The organism is Oryzihumus sp. (assembly GCF_054325275.1).
On the sequence record NZ_JBTCWL010000026.1, the window covers coordinates 24247 to 47833 of the forward strand.

The 23587-nt window shown below is 73.1% G+C and carries 23 protein-coding genes and 1 tRNA gene; 13 read left to right on the plus strand and 11 right to left on the minus strand.

Annotated features, from left to right (window positions below; genetic code table 11):
- Window positions 1-123: 123 nt before the first annotated feature.
- The 3 genes from glfT1 to ACXVGS_RS08800 all read left to right on the plus strand — a co-directional run bounded on the left by glfT1 (window position 124) and on the right by ACXVGS_RS08800 (window position 3083).
- A complete protein-coding gene (gene glfT1, locus ACXVGS_RS08790) occupies window positions 124-1098 on the plus strand; it encodes a galactofuranosyltransferase GlfT1 (protein ID WP_458529217.1) in 975 nt (324 codons plus the stop codon).
- Between the two features lie 86 nt (window positions 1099-1184).
- Window positions 1185-1610, plus strand: coding sequence for a YciI family protein (locus ACXVGS_RS08795; RefSeq protein WP_458529218.1), 426 nt, complete (start codon window positions 1185-1187; stop codon window positions 1608-1610).
- A 198-nt stretch (window positions 1611-1808) separates the two neighbouring features.
- Window positions 1809-3083, plus strand: a complete 1275-nt coding sequence (locus ACXVGS_RS08800) for an RNA polymerase sigma factor (RefSeq protein WP_458536851.1) — start codon at window positions 1809-1811, stop codon at window positions 3081-3083.
- A gap of 66 nt (window positions 3084-3149) precedes the next feature.
- Here the strand turns inward: ACXVGS_RS08800 and ACXVGS_RS08805 are convergent, their stop codons facing one another.
- Both ACXVGS_RS08805 and ACXVGS_RS08810 read right to left on the minus strand, forming a co-directional pair.
- Entirely contained in the window at window positions 3150-4373 is a 1224-nt protein-coding gene (locus tag ACXVGS_RS08805; protein WP_458532107.1) for a hypothetical protein, read from the minus strand.
- A 79-nt stretch (window positions 4374-4452) separates the two neighbouring features.
- Entirely contained in the window at window positions 4453-4680 is a 228-nt protein-coding gene (locus ACXVGS_RS08810; protein ID WP_458529221.1) for a hypothetical protein, read from the minus strand.
- 136 nt (window positions 4681-4816) lie between these two features.
- On the opposite strand from ACXVGS_RS08810, the gene ACXVGS_RS08815 reads away from it, so the two are divergent.
- The 9 genes from ACXVGS_RS08815 (at window position 4817) to ACXVGS_RS08855 (ending at window position 13967) form a co-directional block, all read left to right on the plus strand.
- Window positions 4817-6301, plus strand: a complete 1485-nt coding sequence (locus ACXVGS_RS08815) for an MFS transporter (RefSeq protein WP_458532108.1) — start codon at window positions 4817-4819, stop codon at window positions 6299-6301.
- Between the two features lie 64 nt (window positions 6302-6365).
- The gene (locus ACXVGS_RS08820) at window positions 6366-7223 is read left to right on the plus strand and encodes an NAD(P)-dependent oxidoreductase (protein WP_458529223.1); all 858 of its coding nucleotides are present in this window, start codon (window positions 6366-6368) and stop codon (window positions 7221-7223) included.
- Between the two features lie 125 nt (window positions 7224-7348).
- Complete coding sequence (locus tag ACXVGS_RS08825) at window positions 7349-8713, plus strand: MFS transporter (protein ID WP_458532109.1); 1365 nt, start codon at window positions 7349-7351, stop codon at window positions 8711-8713.
- On the plus strand, window positions 8710-9897 hold the full coding sequence (locus ACXVGS_RS08830) for an anhydro-N-acetylmuramic acid kinase (RefSeq protein WP_458533113.1): 1188 nt from the start codon (window positions 8710-8712) through the stop codon (window positions 9895-9897). The genes ACXVGS_RS08825 and ACXVGS_RS08830 overlap by 4 nt, the downstream gene beginning before the upstream one ends.
- A 74-nt stretch (window positions 9898-9971) precedes the next feature.
- Complete coding sequence (locus tag ACXVGS_RS08835) at window positions 9972-10736, plus strand: amino acid ABC transporter ATP-binding protein (protein ID WP_458536852.1); 765 nt, start codon at window positions 9972-9974, stop codon at window positions 10734-10736.
- A gap of 27 nt (window positions 10737-10763) precedes the next feature.
- Window positions 10764-11582, plus strand: coding sequence for a glutamate ABC transporter substrate-binding protein (locus ACXVGS_RS08840; protein WP_458529227.1), 819 nt, complete (start codon window positions 10764-10766; stop codon window positions 11580-11582).
- An 87-nt stretch (window positions 11583-11669) separates the two neighbouring features.
- The gene (locus tag ACXVGS_RS08845; RefSeq protein WP_458529228.1) at window positions 11670-12350 is read left to right on the plus strand and encodes an amino acid ABC transporter permease; all 681 of its coding nucleotides are present in this window, start codon (window positions 11670-11672) and stop codon (window positions 12348-12350) included.
- Entirely contained in the window at window positions 12347-13207 is an 861-nt protein-coding gene (locus tag ACXVGS_RS08850) for an amino acid ABC transporter permease (RefSeq protein WP_458529229.1), read from the plus strand. Before ACXVGS_RS08845 ends, ACXVGS_RS08850 begins: the two co-directional genes overlap by 4 nt.
- Window positions 13208-13256: 49 nt before the next feature.
- Window positions 13257-13967, plus strand: coding sequence for an LmeA family phospholipid-binding protein (locus ACXVGS_RS08855; RefSeq protein WP_458535387.1), 711 nt, complete (start codon window positions 13257-13259; stop codon window positions 13965-13967).
- Window positions 13968-14061: 94 nt separating this feature from the next.
- Here the strand turns inward: ACXVGS_RS08855 and ACXVGS_RS08860 are convergent.
- From ACXVGS_RS08860 to ACXVGS_RS08895, 8 genes are all read right to left on the minus strand, one after another.
- A tRNA-Asn gene (locus tag ACXVGS_RS08860) sits at window positions 14062-14134 on the minus strand.
- Between the two features lie 85 nt (window positions 14135-14219).
- Window positions 14220-14753: a hypothetical protein gene (locus ACXVGS_RS08865; protein WP_458529231.1), complete on the minus strand. Its 534-nt coding sequence runs from the start codon at window positions 14751-14753 to the stop codon at window positions 14220-14222.
- Window positions 14753-16711, minus strand: a complete 1959-nt coding sequence (gene dnaG, locus ACXVGS_RS08870) for a DNA primase (protein ID WP_458529232.1) — start codon at window positions 16709-16711, stop codon at window positions 14753-14755. The genes ACXVGS_RS08865 and dnaG overlap by 1 nt, the downstream gene beginning before the upstream one ends.
- Window positions 16712-16747: 36 nt before the next feature.
- Entirely contained in the window at window positions 16748-17989 is a 1242-nt protein-coding gene (locus ACXVGS_RS08875) for a deoxyguanosinetriphosphate triphosphohydrolase (protein ID WP_458533109.1), read from the minus strand.
- A 91-nt stretch (window positions 17990-18080) separates the two neighbouring features.
- Window positions 18081-18515, minus strand: a complete 435-nt coding sequence (locus ACXVGS_RS08880) for an SRPBCC family protein (RefSeq protein ID WP_458529234.1) — start codon at window positions 18513-18515, stop codon at window positions 18081-18083.
- A complete protein-coding gene (locus ACXVGS_RS08885) occupies window positions 18512-18829 on the minus strand; it encodes an ArsR/SmtB family transcription factor (RefSeq protein WP_458529235.1) in 318 nt (105 codons plus the stop codon). The genes ACXVGS_RS08880 and ACXVGS_RS08885 overlap by 4 nt, the downstream gene beginning before the upstream one ends.
- Before the next feature lie 95 nt (window positions 18830-18924).
- On the minus strand, window positions 18925-19401 hold the full coding sequence (locus ACXVGS_RS08890; protein WP_458529236.1) for a hypothetical protein: 477 nt from the start codon (window positions 19399-19401) through the stop codon (window positions 18925-18927).
- Window positions 19398-21482, minus strand: a complete 2085-nt coding sequence (locus ACXVGS_RS08895; protein ID WP_458536853.1) for a CARDB domain-containing protein — start codon at window positions 21480-21482, stop codon at window positions 19398-19400. Before ACXVGS_RS08895 ends, ACXVGS_RS08890 begins: the two co-directional genes overlap by 4 nt.
- A 185-nt stretch (window positions 21483-21667) precedes the next feature.
- Here ACXVGS_RS08895 and ACXVGS_RS08900 point away from each other — a divergent pair, with 185 nt between their 5' ends.
- Window positions 21668-22684 (plus strand): aldo/keto reductase family protein, encoded by a 1017-nt coding sequence (locus ACXVGS_RS08900; protein WP_458532115.1) that lies wholly within the window; start codon window positions 21668-21670, stop codon window positions 22682-22684.
- A gap of 67 nt (window positions 22685-22751) precedes the next feature.
- On the opposite strand, the gene ACXVGS_RS08905 is transcribed toward ACXVGS_RS08900, so the two are convergent.
- Window positions 22752-23402, minus strand: a complete 651-nt coding sequence (locus ACXVGS_RS08905; RefSeq protein WP_458529239.1) for a thymidine kinase — start codon at window positions 23400-23402, stop codon at window positions 22752-22754.
- Window positions 23403-23587: the final 185 nt, after the last annotated feature.

Consider the following 23587-nt stretch of genomic DNA (forward strand, 5'->3'; position numbering starts at 1 on the left):
GAACGGGACACGCGGTCCGGCCGTGAGCACTGTCACGCCCCGGATCCCCGCGGCCACCTCACGGGTCCGCGCCGTTCACCGGCGTGTCAGATTTCCCTCAGCGACCGCTCCTACGTTGGCGGAGTGAGCATCAGGGACCCCAAGGTCGTCTGCGTCATCGTCACCAAGGACCGGCCCGAGCTGCTGCGCCGGTGCCTGCATGAGGTGGTGCACCAGACCCGGCCGCCGGACCACCTCGTCGTGGTCGACAACGCCGCTGACCCCGTCGTGGAGGCGGTCGTGCGCGACGCCGGTATGCCGTGCACCTACCTGCCGTCCGCGGCCAACCTCGGCGGCGCGGGCGGGTTCGCCTACGGCGTCCTGCACGCCCGCGCCCTGGGTGCGGACTGGGTCTGGATGGCTGACGACGACGGCCGGCCGGCCGACCGGTGGGTGCTGGGCCGGCTGCTGGTCACGGCGGCCGAGCACGACCTCGAGGTGGTGTCCCCGCTCGTGCTCGACGAGGAGGACCCCGAGCAGCTCGCCTTCCCGCTACGCCGCGGACTGACCTGGCTGCGCCGGCGCGACCAGCTGGGCACGGACGTGCTCCTGCCCGGCACCGCCAACCTGTTCAACGGCGCGCTCTTCTCCCGGACCGCCCTCGAAGCCGTGGGCGTGCCCGACCCGCGGCTGTTCGTCCGCGGCGACGAGGTCGAGGTGCACCGGCGGCTCAAGCGCAGCGGCCTGCGCTTCGGCACCTGCGCACCGGCGGCGTACCTGCATCCGCAGGGCCGTGACGACTGGACCCCGCTGCTCGGCGGCCGGCTCTCCGTGCTCGTGCCGCGCGACCCGGGCCGCCGCGACCTGACATTCCGGAACCTGGGCTACCTCACCGCCCAGCCCGGCCTGCGCTGGCGGCGGCTGCCGGACGCCGCGCGCTACGCGTGGTACTACCTCGTCGTCCACCACGACCTGCGCGGCTTCGCCCACTGGCGCCGGATGAGCGTGGCCGGGCGGCACGAGCAGTTCACCGTGCCGGGCACGCACGGTCCGCTCGCGGTGGCCGGGCACACGGGGGCGGACCCGGCGAAAACTCATCCCACGGAGATGTCGATCTGAGGTGCGCCCGCGCGACGCGTTGGTGGAGGCTGGCTCACGAGGGGCCCGGCCCAGACCGATGACGGACGAAGGAAGAGGGCACGGACATGCGTTTCATGGTGATGGTCAAGGCCAACGCGGACACCGAGGCGGGCACGCTGCCCACGCAGGAGCAGCTGGCCGAGATGGGCGCGTTCAACGAGGAGCTGGTCAAGGCCGGCGTCATGCTCGCGGGTGAAGGCCTGCAGGACAGCTCCAAGGGCGCCCGGGTGCGCTTCGGCGAGGGCCGCAGCACGACGGTGGTCGACGGCCCGTTCGCCGAGGCCAAGGAGCTCGTCGCCGGCTTCTGGCTGTGGCAGGTCTCCTCGCGCGAGGAGGCGATCGAGTGGGTGCGCCGGGCGCCGTTCCTGCCCGGCGACGAGATCGAGATCCGCCAGGTCTTCGAGGCCGAGGACTTCGGCGAGGAGTTCACCCCCGAGCTGCGCGAGCAGGAGGCACGGCTGCGCGAGCAGGTCGCGGGTCAACAGCACTGACTCCGGCGGGGAGCGCGGGGCGGGTCACCAGGCCCGCCCCGCGAGCGCGCTCCCCCGCGCCTTGCCCCGGCCGCCCCGACGCCCCCGCCTCCCCCTCCCCCGGGTTGTCCCGGCATTGCGCATGATGACGACGCCCCGGGCCCGTTATCCGACGCGGTTCGCGACCGGTTCTTGCGCAAAGGTGCCGGCGCTTGTGGGATGAGCCGTGTGACGGGGACGGCGAGCACGCACAGGGCGGTCGAGGCGGTCTGGCGGATCGAGGCCGCGCGCCTGGTCGCGGGGCTGGCACACCTGACCCGCGACGTCGGTCTGGCCGAGGACCTCGCCCAGGAGGCGCTGCTCGCCGCCCTGGAGCAGTGGCCGTCGGAGGGCGTGCCGCGCAACCCGGGGGCGTGGCTGATGGCAGTCGGCAAGCGCCGGGCGGTCGACGCCTTCCGGCGGCAGGAACGCCGGGACCGCAAGCACGCCGAGCTCGGCCGCGAGCAGGGGCGCCGCGCGAGCGGGGACGACCCGGCCCTCGCCGCGGTGCTCGAGGACGACATCGAGGACGACCTGCTGCGCCTCGTCTTCACCGCCTGCCACCCCGTGCTGTCCACCGAGGCCCGGGTCGCGCTGGCGCTGAAGGTGCTGTGCGGGCTCTCGACGACGGAGATCGCCCGCGCCTTCCTCGTGCCCGAGCCGACCATCGCCCAGCGGGTCGTGCGCGCCAAGCGCGCCCTCGCCGCGAAGGGCGTGCCGTTCGAGGTGCCCCCGGCGCACGAGCGCCCGGCCCGGCTGGCCTCTGTGCTCGAGGTGGTCTACCTCGTCTTCAACGAGGGCTACTCCGCCACCGCCGGTGAGGACTGGCTGCGCCCCGAGCTGTGCGCCGAGGCGATGCGGCTCGGCCGCGTCCTCGCCGGGCTCATGCCGGACGAGCCCGAGGTCCACGGCCTCGTCGCGCTGATGGAGCTGCACGCCTCGCGCACCCGGGCGCGCACCGCCGCCGACGGCACCCCGGTGCTCCTGCTCGACCAGGACCGCGGCCGGTGGGACCAGCTGCTGGTGGGCCGTGGCCTCACCGGGCTGGAGCGGGCCGAGGCGCTCTCCGCCGGGGTGTCCGGCCCCTACACGCTGCAGGCGGCCATCGCCGCCTGCCACGCGCGCGCCCGCACCGCCGGCGAGACCGACTGGGACCGGATCGCCGCCCTGTATGCCGTGCTCGTCGCCGTCCAGCCCTCGCCGGTGGTCGAGCTGAACCGCGCCGTGGCCGTGTCGATGGCCCACGGGCCCGCCCCGGCCCTGGAGATCGTGGATGCCCTCGCGGCCACCGGCACGCTGGGGCGCTACCACCTGCTGCCGGCGGTCCGGGCAGACCTGCTCGTGCGGCTGGGCCGGCAAGCGGAGGCCCGGGTCGAGCTCGAGCACGCCGCCACGCTCACCCAGAACGAGCGCGAGCGCACCCTGTTGCTGCAGCGGGCTGCCGCCTGCGGCTGACCACGCGTCACCGTCGCCGCCCGCCCGTGTCCCGGGCCTCGTCGGTCGGGCCGCGTCAGCCGGGCGTCAGTGGGTGCCGACCGACTCGGCGACCTGGGCGGCCGCGTCCCGCAGCGCCGGGTCGCTGTCGGAGGAGCTCCCGTCGAGGTAGCCGGCCTCGGCGACCCCCACGATCTCGTCGGCCTGGACGGAGGCGTAGCCCGATGGCGGCATCTGGCGCGGCCCACCGGCGAAGCGCCTGCCCTCGCGCAGCAGGTCGTTGAGGTTGCCGGTGCCGTCGCCGTCGAGGACGGACTTGATCCGCGCCGCGTCGTCGGAGGAGGACATCTCGATCCGGGAGACGACGAACAGGACCTTGCGGCCGTTGACCGTGCCGGTGCCGACCGAGCGGGTCGCCTTGACGCACGGCACCTGTCGGAAGGTCTCCTTGACCTTGCCCCGGGAGTGCGCCGCGCAGTCGGTGACGGTGTCACTGAGGCGGACCTGGAAGCCGGCCGGGGCCGCCTGACCCGCGCCGGCCGAGGAGCCTGCGGACGCGTTGCCCTGGCCCGCACCCGACCCGCCACCCCCGGTGAACGCCCACACCAGCAGGGCGATCACCGCGACCAGGCCGGCCACGATGGCCCAGCTCGGCACGGGCAGGCCTCGCCGCCGGGGGCCGGCCGGTCGCGCCGGCGTGACGGCCGGGCTCTCGAACGCCGTGGTGTGGGCAGCACCGGCGGCCGTCGGCAGGGGAACCTGCGCGGTCGCGTCGTAGTCCAGCGGAGCCACGGGCGTCGCCTCGGACACCCCGCTGCTGGCGTAGCGGACCGCTTGGGTCGGCTCGGCACCCACGGAGGGCATGGCCTGCGCCGCCCCGACGGGAGCACCGCCGGCACGGGGAGCACCGCCGGCACCGACGGCCGGGGCCATGGCCTGGGTCACCTCGGGGTCGAGCGGCGCCTGCGGGCGGTGCTCGGCCACCGGCTGCCACGCCTGGGTCGCGTCGGGGTCGGCCGCCGGGGCCGGCCACGCCTGCGTGGCCTCACCGGCCGGGTCCGCAGCAGGGGCCGGCGCGGGCGCCGGAGCAGGGGTTGGAGCCGGGGCCGGCGCCGCGGGCGGCGTCGGGGCGGCGCCCGTGGTCGACGCCGGAGCGGCCGAGCTGCGCTCGTTGGAGCGACGGACCAGCTCGGCGATCCGCGCGGCGGCGTCGTCGCGGTCAGAGGTCACGGGGACGCGCAGCGTCGCGGCGTCGAAGGCATCGCCGTCGGGCCGGGGCGCGTCGGGCGTCTGAGGCTGGTTCTCGGACATCGTCGCCCAGCATGCCCGTTTCGTCCCGGGCACGCCAAATGCTCGACGCCGGAACGGGATCGCGTTCGCGCCACAGCCGTCAGGCCAGCCCCAGGGCCAGCAGGCCCACCAGCACCACGAGCACCACGGCGCCCAACAGCAGGCTGGTGCCGATGTCGCGCTGCACCTGCTCGTAGGGGCGGTCCGGGTGCTCGGGGTCGTAGGGGTAGGAAGCGTGCTCGTGCCCGGGCGCGGTCCCGTGCTCGTCTCCGTGCTCGGCCTCGCCCTGCGGGGGCGGGCCCTGCTTGCGCCGGTGGGGCAGTCTCATGGCGACCTCCTGGCCACCCAACGACGACCCCTCCCCCGGGGTCACGGGGGGCCGGTGGCCAGCTCCTGACACGGACGGCGGGTGCGGCGCGCCGCCCCGCAGGCACACGGCATACCGGTGGGTGGACGGTTGGGGAATGAACCGCGCACCGCGCGGGGTTGCCCCCGAGGTGACGGACACCCCTGACCCACGCCGCTGGAAGGCCCTGGGCGTCTGCCTCGTCGCAGGCTTCATGACGCTGCTCGACATCAGCATCGTCAACGTGGCGCTTCCCTCGATCCGCACCGGCATCGGCGCCGGCCCCAGCGACCTGCAGTGGGTGGTCTCCGGCTACGCGCTGACGTTCGGGCTGGTGCTGGTCCCGTCCGGCCGCCTCGGCGACGCCCGCGGCCGGCGGACCATGTTCGTCGTGGGCGTGGCCGTGTTCACGGCGAGCAGCCTGCTGGCCGGGCTGGCCCCCACGGCGCTGCTGCTGGTCATCGCCCGCCTCGTGCAGGGTGTCGGCGGCGGCATCCTCAACCCCCAGGTCTCCGGCCTGATCCAGGAGCTGTTCTCCCCCGGCCGCGAGCGCGGTCGGGCGTTCGGCATGCTCGGCACCGTCATCGGCGTCTCCACCGCGGTCGGCCCGATCCTCGGCGGCCTGATCATCCGGCTGCTCGGCGTCGACACGGGCTGGCGGTGGATCTTCTTCGTCAACATCCCGATCGGCGTCGCCGCCATCGTGCTGGCGCTGCGCCTCATCCCCACGCACGAGCCGCAGGGCCAAGGCCGCAGCGACCTCGACCCGGTCGGCGTCGGCCTGCTCGGCGCCGCGGTCCTCGCCCTGCTGCTGCCCCTCGTCGAGGAGCAGCAGTGGCAGGGCGGCACGAAGTGGTCGCTGCTCGCCGTGGGTGCCGTGCTGCTGGTGGTGTTCGTCGCCTGGGAGCGCCGGTATGCCGCGCGCGGCCGCACGTCGCTGATCGACCTGAGCCTGTTCCGCCTGGCGAGCTACAGCACCGGCTCGAGCCTGGCCATGGCCTACTTCTCAGGCTTCACCGGCATCTTCTTCGTCCTCACCCTCTTCTTCCAGGGCGGCCTCCACTACACGCCACTGCAGGCCGGCCTGGCGGTGACGCCGTTCGCGGCGGGCTCGGCCGTGGCCGCAGCGGTCGGCGGGCGCCTGGTCACCCGCGCCGGCCGGCCATTGGTCGTCGGCGGCCTCGCGACCGTCGTGGTCGGCCTTGCCCTGACCGACATGGTCGTCGCCGGGCACGGCCAGGACAGCGGCCTGGGCTGGGCCACGGCGCTGCCCCTGCTGCTGGCCGGCATCGGCAGCGGCCTGGTCATCTCCCCCAACGTCACCTTGACCCTGAGCGAGGTGCCGGTGCGGCGGGCCGGCACCGCGGGCGGGGTGCTCCAGACCGGCCAGCGCCTCGGCACCGCGGCCGGCATCGCGATCATCGGCTCGATCTACTTCGCGACGCTGACCTCCACCCGCGGGGACTTCACGGCCGCCGCCAGCCACGGCCTGCGCGCAGCCGTGGCGCTGACCGCCGTCTCGCTGGTCATCGGCATCGGCGACCTGGTGGCGACCCGCCGGCGGGCCGCCCACGCCGCGCGCCAGCCCTCGTTGGAGGGGTAGACAGGACCGCAACCGACCCGCCCGCCTGCTTCGCCGCGAACCGACGACCCACCGGAGGTAGCCCGTGACCCGCCAGCCCACCGTCGCCCTGCTCGGGACCGGCACCATGGGGGCCGGCATGGCCCGCAACATCGCCGCGGCCGGCCTGCCGCTGCGGGTGTGGAACCGCAGCCGGGACAAGGCCGAGGCGCTGGCCGGCACCGGCACGCACGTCGCCGGGAACGTGGCCGAGGCGGTCACCGGGGCCGACCTCGTGGTGACCATGCTCTTCGACGCCGACAGCGTCGCAGCGACCATGGAGCAGGCCCGAGGGGCGCTCGGCCCGGACGCGGTATGGGTGCAGCAGACGACCGTTGGGGTGGCCGGTCATGACCGCCTGGCCGCGCTGGCCGGCGACCTGGGGGTGGCGCTGGTGGACGCACCGGTGCTGGGCACCCGCAAGCCGGCCGAGGACGGCGCACTGGTGGTGCTCGCCTCGGGCCCGGAGGAGCTCCGCCCGCGCGTGGAGCCAGTCTTGGACGCGATCGGCTCGCGCACCCTGTGGGTCGGCCCGGCGGGTGCCGGGTCCCGGCTCAAGCTGGCCGCCAACGCCTGGGTGCTCACCGTCGTGGAGGGCATCGCCGAGTCCCTGACCCTGGCGCGGGCCCTGGGGCTGGACCCGGCCCTGTTCCTCGAGGCCGTGTCCGGCGGCGCCATGGACGCGCCCTACGTCCAGCTCAAGGGCTCGGCCATGCTCGACGGGGACTTCGCGCCGGCGTTCGGCCTGGACGGCGCGGCCAAGGACGCCGGGCTGGTCGTCGACGCCGCCCGCGGCGCGGGGGTCGACCTCGCCGTCCTGGAGGCGGTCCGCGGGCACCTCGACCGGGCCCTGGAGGCCGGCCACGGCGACAAGGACATGGCGGCGACCTTCCTCGAGCACTGAGCCCGGCCCCGGCCGGTACCGTCACGTCCACGGCCCGGACCCGCTTGTCGTGAATCCTTGACACACCTGGTCGGCGTCGCGAAGGTATCTCACAACCTGCTCCGGGCCCGAGACGAGGACGACGCATGACCACCACCCCAACCACGAACAGCGCCCCGGGCGGGGCCACCGTGCTCGACGTGCGGGCCTCGCGGCGCTCGCTCGTCGGCGGGTGCGTCGGCAACTTCATCGAGTGGTACGAGTTCGGCGTCTACGGCTACTTCGCCACCGTCATCGCCGGCGCCTTCTTCGCCACCTCAGGCGCCGGCGACCTCGAGGCCCTGGTCAAGACCTACGCCTCGTTCGCCATCGCCTTCTTCTTCCGGCCGGTCGGCGCCTGGCTCTTCGGCCGGGTCGGCGACCGGGTCGGCCGCCGCCCCACCCTGGTCCTGGTGCTGCTGCTCATGGCGCTCGGCACCGCGCTCATCGGCGTCCTGCCGACCCGGGCGACGGTGGGCGCCGCGGCACCGGTCCTGCTGACGCTGGTGCGCATCCTGCAGGGCCTCAGCGCCGGCGGCGAGTTCGGCGGTGCCGTCTCGCTGATGACCGAGCACGCCCCGGCGGGGCGGCGCGGGCTCTACGGCTCGTGGCAGTCGTTCACCGTGGCCCTGGGCCTGCTCGGCGGCGCCGGCACCGCGGCGATCCTGGCTGTCGTCCTGTCCGACCAGCAGCTGCACGCGTGGGGCTGGCGAGTCCCGTTCCTCCTCGCACTCCCCTTCGGCGCGGCCGCGCTGTGGGTGCGACTCAAGGTCGAGGAGACCCCGGTGTTCCGCGCCGCCACCGCCGAGGAGGACGTCGCCGAGGAGGACACCGCCCTCCGCGCCACCGAGGGTGAGGCGGCCCCCGAGGCCCCGACCTCGACCGGCGTGGCGATCCTGCTCGGCATCCTGCGGCTCATGGGCTGGGCGGCCGCCGGATACACCTTCCTCGTGGTCATGCCCTCCTACCTGCAGGTCTCGCTGGGCACCTCGTTCCGCGAGTCGCTCATCGCCGGCGTCATCGCCAACGTGGGCTTCGCCGCCTCGATCCTGCCGGCCGGCGCACTCAGCGACCGGGTCGGGCGCAAGCCGCTCATGGTCACCGGCGCCGCGCTCATCGCCGTGCTCGCCCTGCCGATGCTCAACCTGCTCCAGGCCCCCGGCACCTCGACCGGCACCAAGTTCCTCGTCGTGTTCGTCGCCGGCGCCATCGTCGGCCTCATGGCCGGGCCCGGGCCGGCGATGCTCGCCGAGATGTTCCACACCACCGTGCGCTACACCGGCCTGGGCGTGAGCTACTCCCTCGCCAACGCGGTGTTCGCCGGCAGCGCCGGCCTGATCATCACCGAGGTCATCAAGCGCACCGGCAACGCCGACATCCCGGCCTGGTACGTCATCGCCACCTGCGTCGTCAGCGCACTGGCCTGCCTCGGGCTGCGCGCCGACGACCACCGCCGCGCGCTCCCCCGATGAGCCCCGCCATGGCCCTGCGCGTCGTCGGCCTGATGTCGGGCACCTCCCACGACGGCATCGACGCGGCCGTGGTCGACCTCGAGGCCGACGGCGACACCCTGCACGTCACCGTGCTGGGACACCTCAGCCAGGACTACCCGCCGGACCTGCGCGCCGCCATCACCCGGGCGCTGCCACCGGCGCCGGCCACGGCCCTGGACTGGTGCCGCCTCGACACCGGCGTCGGCCGCGCGTTCGCCGCGGTGGCCCGGCGGGCCGTGCAGGAGCTGGCCGGCGGCCGCGCCGACCTGGTCGTCTCGCACGGGCAGACCCTCTTCCACTGGGTCGAGGGCGGCGCCGTCCGCGGCACGCTCCAGGTCGGCCAGCCCGCGTGGGTGGCCGAGGCCACGGGTCTGCCTGTCGTCTCGGACCTGCGCTCCCGCGACGTCGCCGCCGGCGGGCAGGGCGCGCCGCTGGTCGCCCTGTTCGACGCGCTGTGGCTGCGGGGGCGGCGGGGCCGCCCGGTCGCGCTCAACCTCGGCGGTATCGCGAACATCACCGCCGGGGTGGAGGGCACCTCCCCCGTCGCCTACGACACCGGCCCGGCCAACGCCCTGCTCGACGCGGCGGTCGTCCACCTCACCGGAGGGACCGAGGCCTTCGACGCCGGCGGGGCCCGTGCCGCGCGCGGCCGGGTGGACGAGGCGCTGCTGACCGAGCTGCTCGCCGACCCGTACTACGCCCGCCCGGCACCCAAGTCCACCGGCAAGGAGTGGTTCAACGCGGCATACCTGGAGCGGGTGTGGCGCGGCCACGCCCACCTCGGCGGGGACGACGTGCTCGCCACGCTGAGCGCTCTCACCGCCCGCACCGTCGCCGACGCGGTGGGGCGCCACGACGCGACCGAGGTGGTGGCCTCGGGGGGCGGCGTGCGCAACCCCACGCTGCGGCGCGACCTCGCCCGCGAGCTCGGCGACGTGCGGCTCACTCGGGCCTCCGACCTCGGGCTGCCGGACCAGGCCAAGGAGGCCGTGGCCTTCGCCGTGCTGGGCTGGATGACCTGGGCCGGGCACCCAGCCTCGCTGCCGTCGGCGACCGGGGCGCGGGGGCCTCGGCTGCTCGGGAGCATCACCCCTGGTGACGGTCCGCTGCGCCTCCCCGGGAGCGGGACCGCGCCCACGCGACTCGTGCTCGCCGGGGCCTGAGGCACACAGCAGGCACATGGCTGGCGCACAGGTCACGTGTGGCACGGAAGTGGCCTGTGGGTAGGTTGATCCGCATGACTGACGCCGCCGCTTCCCCGGGACGCCGTCCGCTCGTCGTGCTCGACAAGGTCAACAAGCACTTCGGTGCGCTGCACGTCCTGCAGGACATCGACCTCACCATCGGCGAGGGTGAGGTCGTCGTGGTCATCGGGCCCTCGGGCTCGGGCAAGTCCACGCTGTGCCGCACGATCAACCGGCTGGAGACGTTCGAGTCCGGCTCGATCACCATCGACGGACGGCCGCTGCCCACCGAGGGCAAGGAGCTCGCCCGCCTGCGCGCCGACGTCGGCATGGTGTTCCAGTCGTTCAACCTGTTCGCGCACAAGACGATTCGCGAGAACGTCACGCTCGGGCCGATCAAGGTCCGCGGCCTGGCCAAGGCCGAGGCGGACCGGCGCGCCATGGAGCTGCTCGAACGGGTCGGGGTGGCGCACCAGGCCGACAAGTACCCCGCACAGCTCTCCGGCGGGCAGCAGCAGCGCGTGGCGATCGCGCGCTCTCTCGCCATGGACCCCAAGGTGATCCTCTTCGACGAGCCGACCTCGGCGCTCGACCCGGAGATGATCAACGAGGTTCTCGACGTCATGACCGAGCTGGCGAAGTCCGGCATGACGATGGTCGTGGTGACGCACGAGATGGGCTTCGCCCGCCGTGCCGCCGACCGGGTGGTGTTCATGGCCGACGGCCAGGTCGTCGAGCAGGGCACGCCCGAGGAGTTCTTCACCAACGCGCAGTCCACACGGGCGAGGGACTTCCTCGCCAAGATCCTGACGCACTGAAGTCGCGTCCAACAGGGAGGAAAACGCATGAACGTTCGTCGAATCGGCGTGGTGGCGGTCGCTGCCGCCGCCGTGCTGGGTCTGGCGGCCTGCGGGGGCGGTGGCGCTGGCGCCGGCGACTTCAAGATCGGCGTCAAGTACGACCAGCCCGGCATGGGCCTGAAGGACGGCGCGAAGTACACCGGCTTCGACATCGACGTGGCCAAGTACGTCGCCAAGGAGCTCGGCCACTCCGAGAGCGACATCACCTTCGTGCAGGCACCCACACCGCAGCGCGAGACGCTCCTCTCCACCGGCCAGGTCAACCTCGTCGTCGGGACCTACTCGATCACCGACGCCCGCAAGCAGAAGGTCTCCTTCGCCGGGCCGTACTTCGTCGCCGGCCAGGACCTGCTCGTCCGCTCCGACGACACCTCGATCACCGGCCCCGACTCCCTGACCGGCAAGAAGCTGTGCTCGGTCAAGGGCTCCACGTCCGCGGCCAAGGTCAAGGACAAGTACCCCGGCGTGCAGCTGCAGGAGTACGACACCTACTCCAAGTGCGTCGAGGCGCTCTCGGCCGGCGCGGTCGACGCGCTGACCACGGACAACACGATCCTCGCCGGCTACGCCAGCCAGCCGCAGTACAAGGGCAAGCTCAAGGTCGTCGGCCAGACCTTCTCCGAGGAGCGCTACGGCATCGGCATCAAGAAGGGCGACAAGGCCCTCTGCGAGAAGATCAACACCGCCATCAAGAAGATGCAGGACTCAGGCGAGTGGCAGAAGGCGATCGACAAGAACCTCGGCCCCGCCGGCTTCAAGGTCGACACGTCCCAGAACCCGCCCAAGGTCGACACCTGCTCCTGAGCCGGGAACGACCTGCCGGTATGCCGTCCGCGCACCTCGCGCGGACGGCATACCGGTCGGTGACACGCACGCAACGAAGGGCGGCTCATGGCTGACCTGCTCAAGCAGTACGACGTCCTCGGGGCGTTCTGGATGACGATCGTCCTGACCGTGTTCTCCGCGGTCGGGGCGCTGGTCATCGGCACGGTGGTCGCGGTGATGCGGGTCTCCCCCGTGGCGGTCCTGCGGACGATGGGCGCGGGCTACGTGAACATCGTGCGCAACACCCCGCTGACGCTGATCATCGTCTTCTGCAACATCGGCCTGTTCGTCAACCTCGGCCTGCGGCTGGCGGACAACTCCTCCTCGACATTCCTGGTCGACAACAACATCCGCCTCGCGGTCCTGGGCCTGTCGGTCTACCACGCGGCGTTCGTCTGTGAGGCGCTGCGCTCGGGCATCAACACCGTCCCCGCCGGCCAGGCCGAGGCGGCGCGCTCGATCGGCCTGAGCTTCGGGCAGAACATCCGCCACGTCGTGATGCCGCAGGCGTTCCGCGGCGCGGTCACGCCGCTGGGCAACACGATGATCGCACTGACCAAGAACACCACCGTCGCGTCGGCGATCGGCGTCGCCGAGGCCTCGGGCCTGATGAAGGAGATGATCGAGTTCAGCCCTGACCAGCTCGTCCTGGTGTTCCTCGTCTTCGCCCTCGGCTTCGTGGTGCTCACGCTGCCGATGGGCCTGCTCTTCACGACGATGTCCCGGCGCCTGGCGGTGAAGCGATGACCTCCCACACCGTCCTGTTCGACACCCCCGGGCCGCGGGCGCGCCGTCGGCACACCCTCGCCGCCGCCGCCGGCGGCGTGGTGGTGCTCGGCGTCCTCGCGTGGGTGCTGTCGCGGCTGGCCGCCAAGGGCAACCTCACCCCCGCCAAGTGGAACCCGTTCGCCTCCAGCGACACGTGGACCGAGTACCTCCTGCCCGGCCTGGTCGGCACCCTCGAGGCGGCGGCGATCTCGATCGTGCTGGCGCTGGTGCTGGGGCTGCTGCTCGGCATGGGCCGGCTGTCCGAGAACCGGCCGCTGAGGTGGTTCTGCTCGGTGTTCGTGGAGTTCTTCCGCGCGGTGCCGGTGCTGCTCATGATGATCTTCGCCTTCAACCTGTACGCCGTGTACCACGTCTTCGACTCCGAGCAGCTGGCCCTGGCCGGCGTGGTCACGGGGCTGACGCTCTACAACGCCTCGGTCATGGCCGAGCTGGTGCGCGCGGGTGTCGGCTCGCTGCCGGCCGGGCAGCGCGAGGCGGGCCTGTCGATCGGCCTGACGGCCACCCAGACGCTGCGCTCGATCCTGCTGCCCCAGGCGCTCACGGCGATGCTGCCGGCGATCGTCGGGCAGCTGGTCGTGGTGCTGAAGGACTCGGCGCTGGGCTCGATCATCACCTACGTCGAGCTGCTCGCCCAGGGTCAGACGCTCGGCACGGCACGGGCCAACATGGTGCCGGCGTTCATCGTCGTCGCCGCCATCTTCATCGCGATCAACTACCTGCTGACGGTGCTCGCCGGCCGCGTGGAGCGCCGCATGCGCCGCCGTGGCCACACCAGCGCCAAGGCCGCTCCCGCGGCTCCCGGGCAGGCGGGCTGAGCGCGCCACAGCAGCGTGTGACAGCCTCGTCCGGCATGGGAGACCTGTCATGAGGAAGCTGATCGGACTCGTGCTGCTGCTGGTGGCGCTCGTCGGCGTGGACCGCGGCGCTGCCCACCTGGCCGGCCAGCACGTCGCCGACCGGATCCAGCGGTCGGCGCACCTGCAGACGCCACCGCACGTGACCGTGGGCGGCTTCCCCTTCCTCACCCAGGTGGTCCAGGGCCGCTACACCCGGGTGTCCGCCCAGACCTCGGGGCCGGTGTCGGTCAACGGGCTGGGCGTGGACCGGCTGGAGGCGACCGTCGAGGGCGCCCGGGTACCCCTGTCGGCGCTGACCGGGGGCACGCTGTCCTCCGTCCCCGTCGACCACGCCCAGGCTGGGGGACACATCACCTGGACCGAGCTCGACCGGCTCGTGGCGACGCGCCTGCAGGGCCAGGGGCTGCGCCTGACGTTCTCCTCCGGGGGCGGCAACACCGCGCGGGTGCGGGCCGTCGTGTCGACGCCGCTGGGTGACGTGACCGTCCGCGGCAACGCCGACGTCTCCGTGCGCCAGGGCGTCCTGCGCGTCGCGGTCTCCGGTGGTGACCTCCAGTCGGCCCCCACGGTCGTGCGCTCGGCCCTGCAGGGTGCCCTGGACCGTTCGTTCCCGCTGCCGAAGCTGCCGATGGGCTTCACGGTCACCTCGGCCGCACCCGACGCCACGGGGCTGGGCCTGGCGGCCGAGGCCAGCAACACCACTCTCGCCCTCCCCTGAGCGGCAAGCCATCCCCGGCCGACACCCGCCATCGCGCCCGCCCGAAGACGCCGAAGGCCCGGATCCGTGCTGGATCCGGGCCTTTCGTGTCGAGCTCCCCCGATTGGACTCGAACCAATAACCTGCCGGTTAACAGCCGGCTGCTCTGCCAATTGAGCTACAGGGGATTGTTGCGGGCTGCGCTCGCGGGCGTAACTGTAGCAAAGGTTTCGGGCTGTTCCGAAACGGCCCGCGCGGGCGTGGCGAGCCGGGTCAGCGGGTGATGCCGACCTGGTCCTCGAGCTCGGCCAGCGCGTGGGCGACCTGCTCCTGGACGATCACGTCACTGGCCCGCACGCCGCGACCGAGGACCGTCTGGGAGACCAGCTCGCCGGTGCGGAAGTCCTTGCGGATCGCGACCCTGGCCATCCGGCGCTCGCCCACCGAGAGACGCTGGGCGAGCACGACGCTGGCCTGGACCCGTTCGCGCAGCGTCTCCGGGAGCAGGGTCTGCTGGTCGCGCAGGGTCCACTGCACCGGCCGCGTGCCGTCGACGAAGGTCACCGTCAGCAGGAAGGTCTCGTGCTGCCACACCCCCGCGTCCACGACGTGCCACGGCCGCCGCAGGCTGACCGCGGCGGCGTCGGGGGCGACCACGCACAGCGCCCACGTCGTGGCCACCACCGTGGCGCCGGTGGCGTCGTCCACGGCGTGGGCCAGGACACGCTCCCCCCGACCGAGCTCGAGCGTCGCGGCGACGTCGCCGGGCAGGTCGGGCTGGGTCTTGCGGAGACGGGGAAGGCGCATCAGCCCAGCCTGTCACGCAGGGCGACGAGCTCACGCTGCAGCCCCTGGAGCTGGACCGACAGGGCCCGTGCCGCCTCGGGGTCGCCGGACTCCATGCGGCGCAGCGCACTGAGCGCGTCGGCGATGCGCCGGGTCAGGGCCACCTCCTGCACGCGGACCAGCAGGGAGCTGAGGTAGCGCCGTTCGGGCAGCCCGGTCGCGCCGTCGATCCTCGTCGGCAGCGGGGCCACGGCCAGCTCGCTCACCAGCGGCCGGACGGTGGCCGCGGCAGCCTCGGTGACCCGGTCGGCCCACACGCCGGTGGTGGCGGCGCCGGCGGGTCCGCCGGCGGCGCGGATCGCGTCGTGGACGGCCCGGTGGGCCGGCGCGCTGAACGCCGCCGGGTCGATGGCCTCGAGCTCGGCTGCGTCGAACTGGCCGGGGAACTGCAGCACCGCCTGGAGCAGCTGCCGCTCGGCCAGCACCACAGGGTCGCGCAGGTCGGGGTGCGGCATGACCTGGGCCTCGTCGCGCGGGGCGTGGTCGGGCTCGCCCTGGCCGGCACCCCCGTCCGGGCCGTGGCCCGCGCCGCCACTGCCGCGCCCCGGTACAGCACCACCGGACGCCGCATCGCGAGCGGCGACCCGTCCGGCACGTCCGACCTCGGCAGCCACCTGCTCGACCTCGACGCCGATCCAGCCGGCGATGGTGCGGGTGTACTCCGGGCGCAGCGAGCGGTCGCGGATGCCGGCGATGATCGGCGCCACCGCCCGCAGGCCCTGGATGCGCCCCTCGGCGTTGGCCAGGTCGAAGCGCGCCAGGGTGGTGCGCACGGCGAACTCGAACATCGGCAGGGCGTCCTCGATGAGCGCGCGCACCGCCAGGTCGCCGCCGGACTGGCGCAGCTCGCACGGGTCCTTGCCGGAGGACTCCACGGCGACGAACGACTGGGAGGCCCAGCGCTGGTCCTCGGCGAAGGCCCGCATCGCCGCCTTCTGACCCGCGGCGTCACCGTCGAAGGTGAAGACCACCTTGGCCGGCGCCAGGTCGCTCTCGTCGCGCATCAGCCGGCGCAGCACCTTGATGTGGTCGACGCCGAAGGCCGTGCCACAGGTGGCCACGGCGGTCTCGATGCCCGCGAGGTGGCAGGCCATCACGTCGGTGTAGCCCTCGACCACGACCGCGGTGCGGTCGCGGGAGATGGCCTTCTTGGCCAGGTCGAGGCCGTAGAGCACGGTGGACTTCTTGTAGATCGAGGTCTCGGCGGTGTTGAGGTACTTCGCCTCGATCCGGTCGTCGTCGAACAGCCGCCGGGCGCCGAACCCGACCACGTCGCCGGTGATGTCGCGGATCGGCCACATGAGGCGCCCGCGGAACCGGTCGTAGAGCCCGCGCTGGCCCCGCCCGGCCAGCCCCGCGGTCACGATCTCGTCGTCGCTGAACCCCTTGGCCCGCAGGTGCCGGGTCAGGGCCTCCCCGGCCCGCGGCGAGAAGCCGACCCCGAAGTGCTCCGCGGCAGAGCGGTCGAAGCCGCGGTCCCGCAGGAAGTCCCGCCCGGCGCGCGCCTCGGCCAGGTCGACCAGGGAGCCGGCGTAGAACTCCGTGGCCACCCGGTGGGCCTCCACCAGCCGGGACCGCTTGCCCAGGCCCTCGTCGCGACGCGGGCCGACGCCGTCCTCGTAGTGCAGCTCCATGCCGAGCTTGCCGGCGAGCCGCTCGACGGCCTCGCTGAAGCTGAGGTGCTCGACCTTCTGCACGAAGGAGATGACGTCGCCACCCTCGCCGCAGCCGAAGCAGTGCCACGCGCCGACCGCGGGGCGGATGTTGAACGACGGTGACTTCTCGTCGTGGAAGGGGCACAGGCCCTTGAGCGAGCCGGGACCGGCGCTGCGCAGCGTGACGTGCTCGCGCACGACGTCCTCGATCGACGAGCGTTCCTTGACGAGAGCAACGTCGTCGGCCTTGATCCGACCCGCCACAGAGCCTCCTTGGTGTGCCGCGGCGAGTCTAGGTGGTCACACCCACATCGCGTGCAGGGCCGTGGCACGCGGGTCGGTGTAGCCGGCCACCTGGTCCACGACCGCCCGCATCGCCGCCGCGTCGTCCCCGGCCTCGCGCCAGTCGGCCAGGTGGGTGACGTCGAGCCGGTCCTCCGGCTTGTCCAGCAGCGCCTCGACCAGCTCGCGCACCACGTCACGCTGCCGCGCCATCACCTGGAGGCGCTCGGCGGCGTTCATGACGAAGTGCGCCGCCACCCCCTTGAGCAGCGCGCACTCCGCCCTGACCTCGTCGGGCACGACCAGGTCCGCGGCGTAGCGGGTCAGCGGGCCCGGCCCGTATGCCGCGCGGGTCGCCTGCTCGACGGCCAGCACGAACCGCCCGACCAGCCGGCTGGTCATGTCCTTCAGCGCCGCCAGGTCGGCGCGGGAACCGTTCCAGGACAACGGGATCCACCCGGTGTCGAGCAGCCGGGCCATGGCCCCGGCCAGGTCCTCCTCGGTCAGGTCCGGGGCGTAGGCCGCGCGCGCCACTTCGACCACCTGCGCCATCTGGGACTCCGAGCGCAGGTCGGCCAGGACGACCCGGCCCGAGGCCACGGCGTCCTCCACGTCGTGCACCGAGTAGGCGACGTCGTCGGACCAGTCCATGACCTGGGCCTCGAGGCACCGGCGGCTGGGGTCACCCTCCGGCGCGCCGAGCCGGACCCACTCGAAGACCGGCGCGTCCGCGGCATACACGCCGAACTTGGCGGTCTGCGACGGCGCCTCGCCGCGCCGCCAGGGGTACTTCAGGACCGCGTCGAGGCTGGCCCGGGTGAGGTTGAGCCCGGCCGGGCGCCCGTCGGGGTGCGTGCGTTTGGCCTCGAGCCGGGTGAGCAGGCGCAGCGTCTGGGCGTTGCCCTCGAACCCGCCGATGTCGGCAGCGACGGCCGCCAGCGCGGCCTCGCCGTTGTGGCCGAACGGCGGGTGCCCCAGGTCGTGCGCCAGGCAGGCCGTGTCGACGACGTCGGCATCGCAGCCGAGCGCGGCCCCGAACTCGCGGCCGATCTGCGCGACCTCCAGGGAGTGGGTCAGCCGGTTGCGGACGAAGTCATCACTGGTCGGCTGCACCACCTGGGTCTTGGCCGAGAGCCGGCGCAGCGCCGAGGAGTGGACGACGCGGGCGCGGTCGCGGGCGAAGTCGTCGCGGTCGGCCCGCTTGAGCGCCGGGTCCTCGCGGACCCACCGTTGGCGGTCGGCGTCGGCATAGGTGCTCACGAACAGGCACTGTATGCCGCGCCGCCAACCTCGGCTGCCGGGCTCCCCCCGGCGACGGCCGCGGCCGGTCAGGCCGGAACGGGCGTCAGGCTCAGGCGGCCAGGGCGCCCGGCAGGCGCACCAGGCAGCCGATCCACCCCTCGGCGTGGTTCTTCACGTCCTCGGCGTCGACGAGGTCGGAGTGGGTCAGCACGAGGCGGGTGCCGCCGTCGACCTCGCTCAGCTCCACACGCACCAGCGACGGGGCGTGGTCGAACTCGACCCACTTCCACGTGAACTCGAGCAGGGTGGGCTCCTCGATCGCCGTGTAGCGCCCGACCACGTCGTGCGGGCCCATGGACACCGTGAAGTCCCCGCCGACCTGAAGGTCGCGCTCGACGGCGATCTCCCAGGCGGGGTTGGGGCAGTACCACCGGCTCATCAGGGCAGGGTCGGTCCAGGCAGCGAACACCCGGGCGATCGGCGCGTCGAACGTGCGCTCCATGACGATGGTGGACTCGGTCGTGGTGGTCGTCTCTGCGGTCATGCGTCCTTCTCCTCGATGAGGAACCGCTCCAGGCGGTCCAGGTTGGCGCTCCACAGGCGCTGGCGGTCGATGAGCCACGACTCCGCCTCGGCGAGTGGGGCCCGGTTGAGCGAGCACACGACGGTGCGGCCCCGCTTGCGACGCGTGAGCAGACCGGCGTCCTCCAGCACGCGCAGGTGCTTGGTGACCGCGGGCAGGCTCATGTCGTGAGGCACGGCGAGCTCACTCACGGTCGCCTCCCCGCGCGTGAGCCGCTCGACGAGCGCCCGACGGGTCGGGTCACCGAGCGCAGCGAACGTCAGGTGCACGGCCACGACGCACACTTAACCATTTGGTTAACCGTCATGGCAAGGACAGGGCCCCCGGCGCGCCGGGGGCCCTGCGGGTGTCGGATGGCCGGCGGCGGTGCTCAGCCCGTCGCGCCGGTCACCAGCGACACGGCGGTGTTGCCCTTGCAGGCGTCCATCGCGCGGATCGCCCATCGCCCCTTGAGGCCGTTGCCGGAGAAGTTGGACTCGGCGTCGTCGGCCTCGACCTCCCCCTGCGACAGGGACCAGCCGTTGCGGGCGTAGGTCGCCTGCATGTCCTTGAGCGTGTCCCGGAACGGCTTGGGCGACACCGCGGTGACGACGACGCGTCCGCCGTCGCGGGACTCCACGTGGGTCACGACGTAGCCGTCCGGAAGCGCAGCCTTGGACGGGAAGGTCGCCGGCAGGTCGACCGCCGAGGCGTCCCTGGCACAGACCGACATCTGGTCGGCCGCGGACTCCGTCGCCTTCTGCTCAGCGCTCTCGCACCCGGTCAGTGCACCGGCGAGCAGCAGGGCTGCAGCTCCGGCGAAGACCTGGGCCCCGGCACGGACCGCACGCCCCCTCCCCCGCGTCACGACGTCACCGTCACGGATCGCCGGTTGTCACCCTCGTCCGCCTCGCGGACCGTGTTGGCCGGGTCAGCCACGACCAGGATCGTGTGCGTGCCCCTGGCCAGCTTGACCCCGGCGAATGCGACGGTGCGCCTCGCGCCGGCGGCCAGGTCGCTCGCGGCCGAGGTCGAGACGACCTTGCCGTCGACGACGAGCTGCAGCGCCGCCCCGGGGGCCCGCACGGCGCCGGTGTTCGCCAGCGTCGCGGTGGGGACGTAGAGACCGCCGACCCTGCTCACCGAGAGCGAGCTCGGGGTGAGGTTGGGCTGGGGGTCGTTCGCGGCGTACAGCGTCTTGCCGGTCTGCTGACGGGCGATGGTCGCGTAGGCGTCGAAGTTCTGCGCCCCGCCGGGTGCCGCGCAGGCGCTGGTGCAGCCGTCGGCGTAGCCGACCAGCACGCGGCCGTCCTTGTCGACGGTGGCGTCCATGAAGTCCAGCAGGTTGCGGTCGTTGCCGCAGGTGGTGCCGCCGGTGCAGATCGAGCCGCGCTGCACCGGGTCGGTGGGCGTGGTGTCGACCGTGACCCAGGACCTGCCGCCGTCGTACGTCGTGGAGACGTAGAGGTGCCAGTCGCCGTGGAAGTTCGCGGCGTCCTGGTAGTTGCCGGCTGTCGTGGTGCCGATGAAGGCGAACGACGCGCGGTCGTCGTCACCGGCGACCACGGCGGGGAAGACCGTGTTGTGGATGCCCAGGCTGGCGCCGACGTTCTGGTCGTCGGTCCACGTCTTGCCCTTGTCATGGCTGACCGCGACCCGGGGCGTGCCGTTGGCGGCCTGGTAGCCCATGTAGACCGTGCCGTTGGCGCCGATGCCGACGCTCGGGTCGGAGTCGCCGGGGGTGCTGGCCGGGTCGGTGCGGACCGACCACGTGGTGCCGCCGTCCTCGGAGACCGCCACGCCCTGGTTGCTGCCGCAGCCCTTGTTGGGCACGTAGACGGTGCCGTCGGGAGCGACCTTGACGTGGCCGTGCAGGCCGCCGCAGTCGAGCAGGGAGTACATCGGGACAGCCGGACCGAAGGTCGTGCCGCCGTCGTGGCTGGAGGCGCAGCTGGCGTCGGCGACGTCCTGGCTGCAGTAGTAGACCGCCCGCGGGTAACTGCTGGTCGGCAGCGAGCCGAGCGTCCCGGCCGGCCAGGCGCCGCCGCCCACCGTCTGGTGGTCGACGCCGGAGTTGATGCCGCCGCCCTGGCTCGGCGACCACGTCCTGCCGTCGTCGTCGGAGTAGCACATCAGCGACGTCTTGCCGGCCAGCTGGCTCTCGAACACCCGGCCGGTGACCGGGTCGGTGAAGCCGATCGGGTCCAGCGAGGCGGTGCCAGCGGTCGGGCACCCGTTGGCCGACGTGGCCGTCACGTCGCTCCAGCTCACCTTCGACGGGCTCACGCTGTCGTCCCACGTGGCCTTGTAGGTGTCGTAGAGCGCCTGGTAGAAGGTCGCCCCGGTCTTGTGGCTGTTGCCGATCGACGGCTCCCCGGCGTTGTGCGCCTGCGCGAAGGACTGTGGCGCGCCGTACTGGCTGAACGTCGGCGGCGTGTCCGTGCCTGGCGGCGGGTTCGCCGGGATGTCCGTGAGGGCCGCAGTCCCGGTGACCGACTCCCCGAGTGGGTTGAACGGGACAACACGGACCGTGTAATCCCCGGTCGTCGGCGGCACCTGGATGACCTCGGGGTCGGCGTTGGAGGCCGAGGACCCGACGACGGTGCCCGCCTTGTCGAGCAGGTAGACGTCGAAGTCGGCGGCCGTGTTGCCCCACCCGACCTTGATCGTGAGCTGATGGGTGTCGCCGTACCCGGCTGGGGTGCTGACGTGCAGCGCGTAGCCGTCGCACAGCTCCGGACCGCAGGTCACGTCCCCGGCGGTCCCGGTCACGTTGGGGGCGGCGAACGGCCCGGCGGTCCACTGCGCAGAGGGCGAGGTGTCGGACACCGACCCCTCCGAGGGGGTGGCCGCGACCGCGGCCGCACCCACCCCTCCGACGAGCAGCGCCGCCGTGGCGGTCAGGGCCAGCGTCCGGCGCGGCCGGGCGGCAAGGGGACGGATCGGCATGAGGCGATCTCCTCGGGGTCACCGGACGGCACCCTGCGCACCGTCCGGTCAGGCGACACACCCGTCCGGGCGCGTCCCCCGGGAAACGAGCACCACCGGCCAGTGGTTACGCCCTGGCGGTCGATCAGTGGCTCAGCGGCCAGGGGGGTCGCGCGGGCGTGCCACGGCGCGCCTAGGGTGCGGCCATGGAGTTCCGGAACCTCGGCAACAGCGGTCTGCGCATCTCGGAGATCGCCTACGGCAACTGGCTCACCCACGCCTCGCAGGTCGAGGAAGACCAGGCCGTGGCGTGCGTGCGGCAGGCACTGGAGGAGGGCATCACGACCTTCGACACCGCCGACACCTACGCCGACACCGCGGCCGAGGCCGTCCTGGGCCGCGCGCTTGCCGGCGTCCGCCGCGAGGAGGTCGAGGTGTGCACGAAGGTCTACTTCCCCGCCGGGGGACGCGGCCCCAACGCGCACGGCCTGTCACGCAAGCACATCCACGAGTCGATCAACGGCTCGCTGGCGCGGCTCGGCACCGACTACGTGGACCTCTACCAGGCGCACCGCTACGACGACATGACGCCGCTGGAGGAGACGATGGAGGCCTTCGCCGACGTCGTCCGGCAGGGCAAGGCCCTCTACATCGGTGTCTCGGAGTGGAACGCCGAGCAGCTGCGCGAGGGGCACCGGCTGGCCCGGGAGCTGCGCATCCCGTTCGTCTCCAGCCAGCCGCAGTACTCGATGATCTGGCGGGTCATCGAGGCCGAGGTCGTCCCCGCCTCCCGCGAGCTCGGCATCGGGCAGATCGTGTGGTCGCCGCTGGCGCAGGGGGTGCTCACCGGCAAGTACGTGCCAGGTCAGGCTCCTCCAGCCGGGTCACGCGCCACCGACGACAAGGGCGGTGCCGACATGGTCGGCCGCTGGCTCGCCGACGACGTGCTGCTCGAGCGGGTTCAGCGCCTGCGCCCGCTGGCCGAGCAGGCCGGCTTGACGATGGCCCAGCTCGGGGTGGCGTGGGTCCTGCAGAACGACAACGTCTCGGCCGCGATCATCGGCGCCTCCCGCCCGGAGCAGGTCACCGAGAACGCCCGCGCTGCCGGGGTGCGCCTCGACGCCGACCTGATGGCGGCTATCGACGAGGTCCTCGCCGGCTCGATCGAGCGCGACCCGGGTATGACACGGATGCCGCGCCGGGCGGAGTTCCCGGTCCGCTGACGCCCGCACCCGCCTGACGGTATGCCGCCCCCTCACCTGAGGGGGCGGCATACCGGGCCGGTCGGTGTCAGTCGGTCGGGAAGACGAAGCAGGACCGGCAGCGCGCCTCGTAGCTGAACGTGCCGTCGTCCGGCAGTGGCGTCGACGGCGCCAACCGTGTCGTGAAAGCGCGGTCCCGGTCGAGCACCTGGGTGTAGACGGCGCGGAACTCGCGGCAGACGTCGCAGACGGCGCGGCGGTGGGTCACGACCTGCGGACCGAGCTCGAACAGTGCCCTGACCGGCGCGAACAGCTCGCCCCGGTGGTCCAGGTCGATGCCGGTCGCGACGACGCGGGTCCCTCGCTCGATCAGGGTGCCGAGCACCTCCACGTCCGCGACGTCGAACATGTGGATCTCGTCCACGCCGACCACGTCGACGTCGTCGTCCAGCAGCGGCTCGAGCGACATCGTCTTGGTGGTCACGAGGCTGCTGCCACTGCGCGAGGTCACCTTGTCGTCGCGCTGGTGGCGGGCCGACTGGTAGACGCGGTGCGTGACGTCGGAGTAGGCCAGCGGCGAGAGCAGGCTGATGAGCTCCAGCGACTTGCCGCTCTTCATCGGGCCGACGATGACCGTGAGGTCGCTCAGCCCGTTCGTCGTGGGCATCCGCCGGGTGGGACGGGCCGCCGGACGGGCGGCCAGACCTGGCAGTGACTGCTGCGAAACCCCGATGGACACGAGGCGACATCCTGCCATCCCGAGCGACACCAGGTCCGCCGACTCCCCGAGACGTGCGATGGGTTCCAAGGTGTTATGGGAGCCACCCCCCAGCGGCTCACGCAACCGGCCCGGACATGCCGCTGGCCCGGCCGTCACCGGCCGGGTGCGGGGCGGGGGCCTCAGGTGTGCCAGGTGACCCCGGT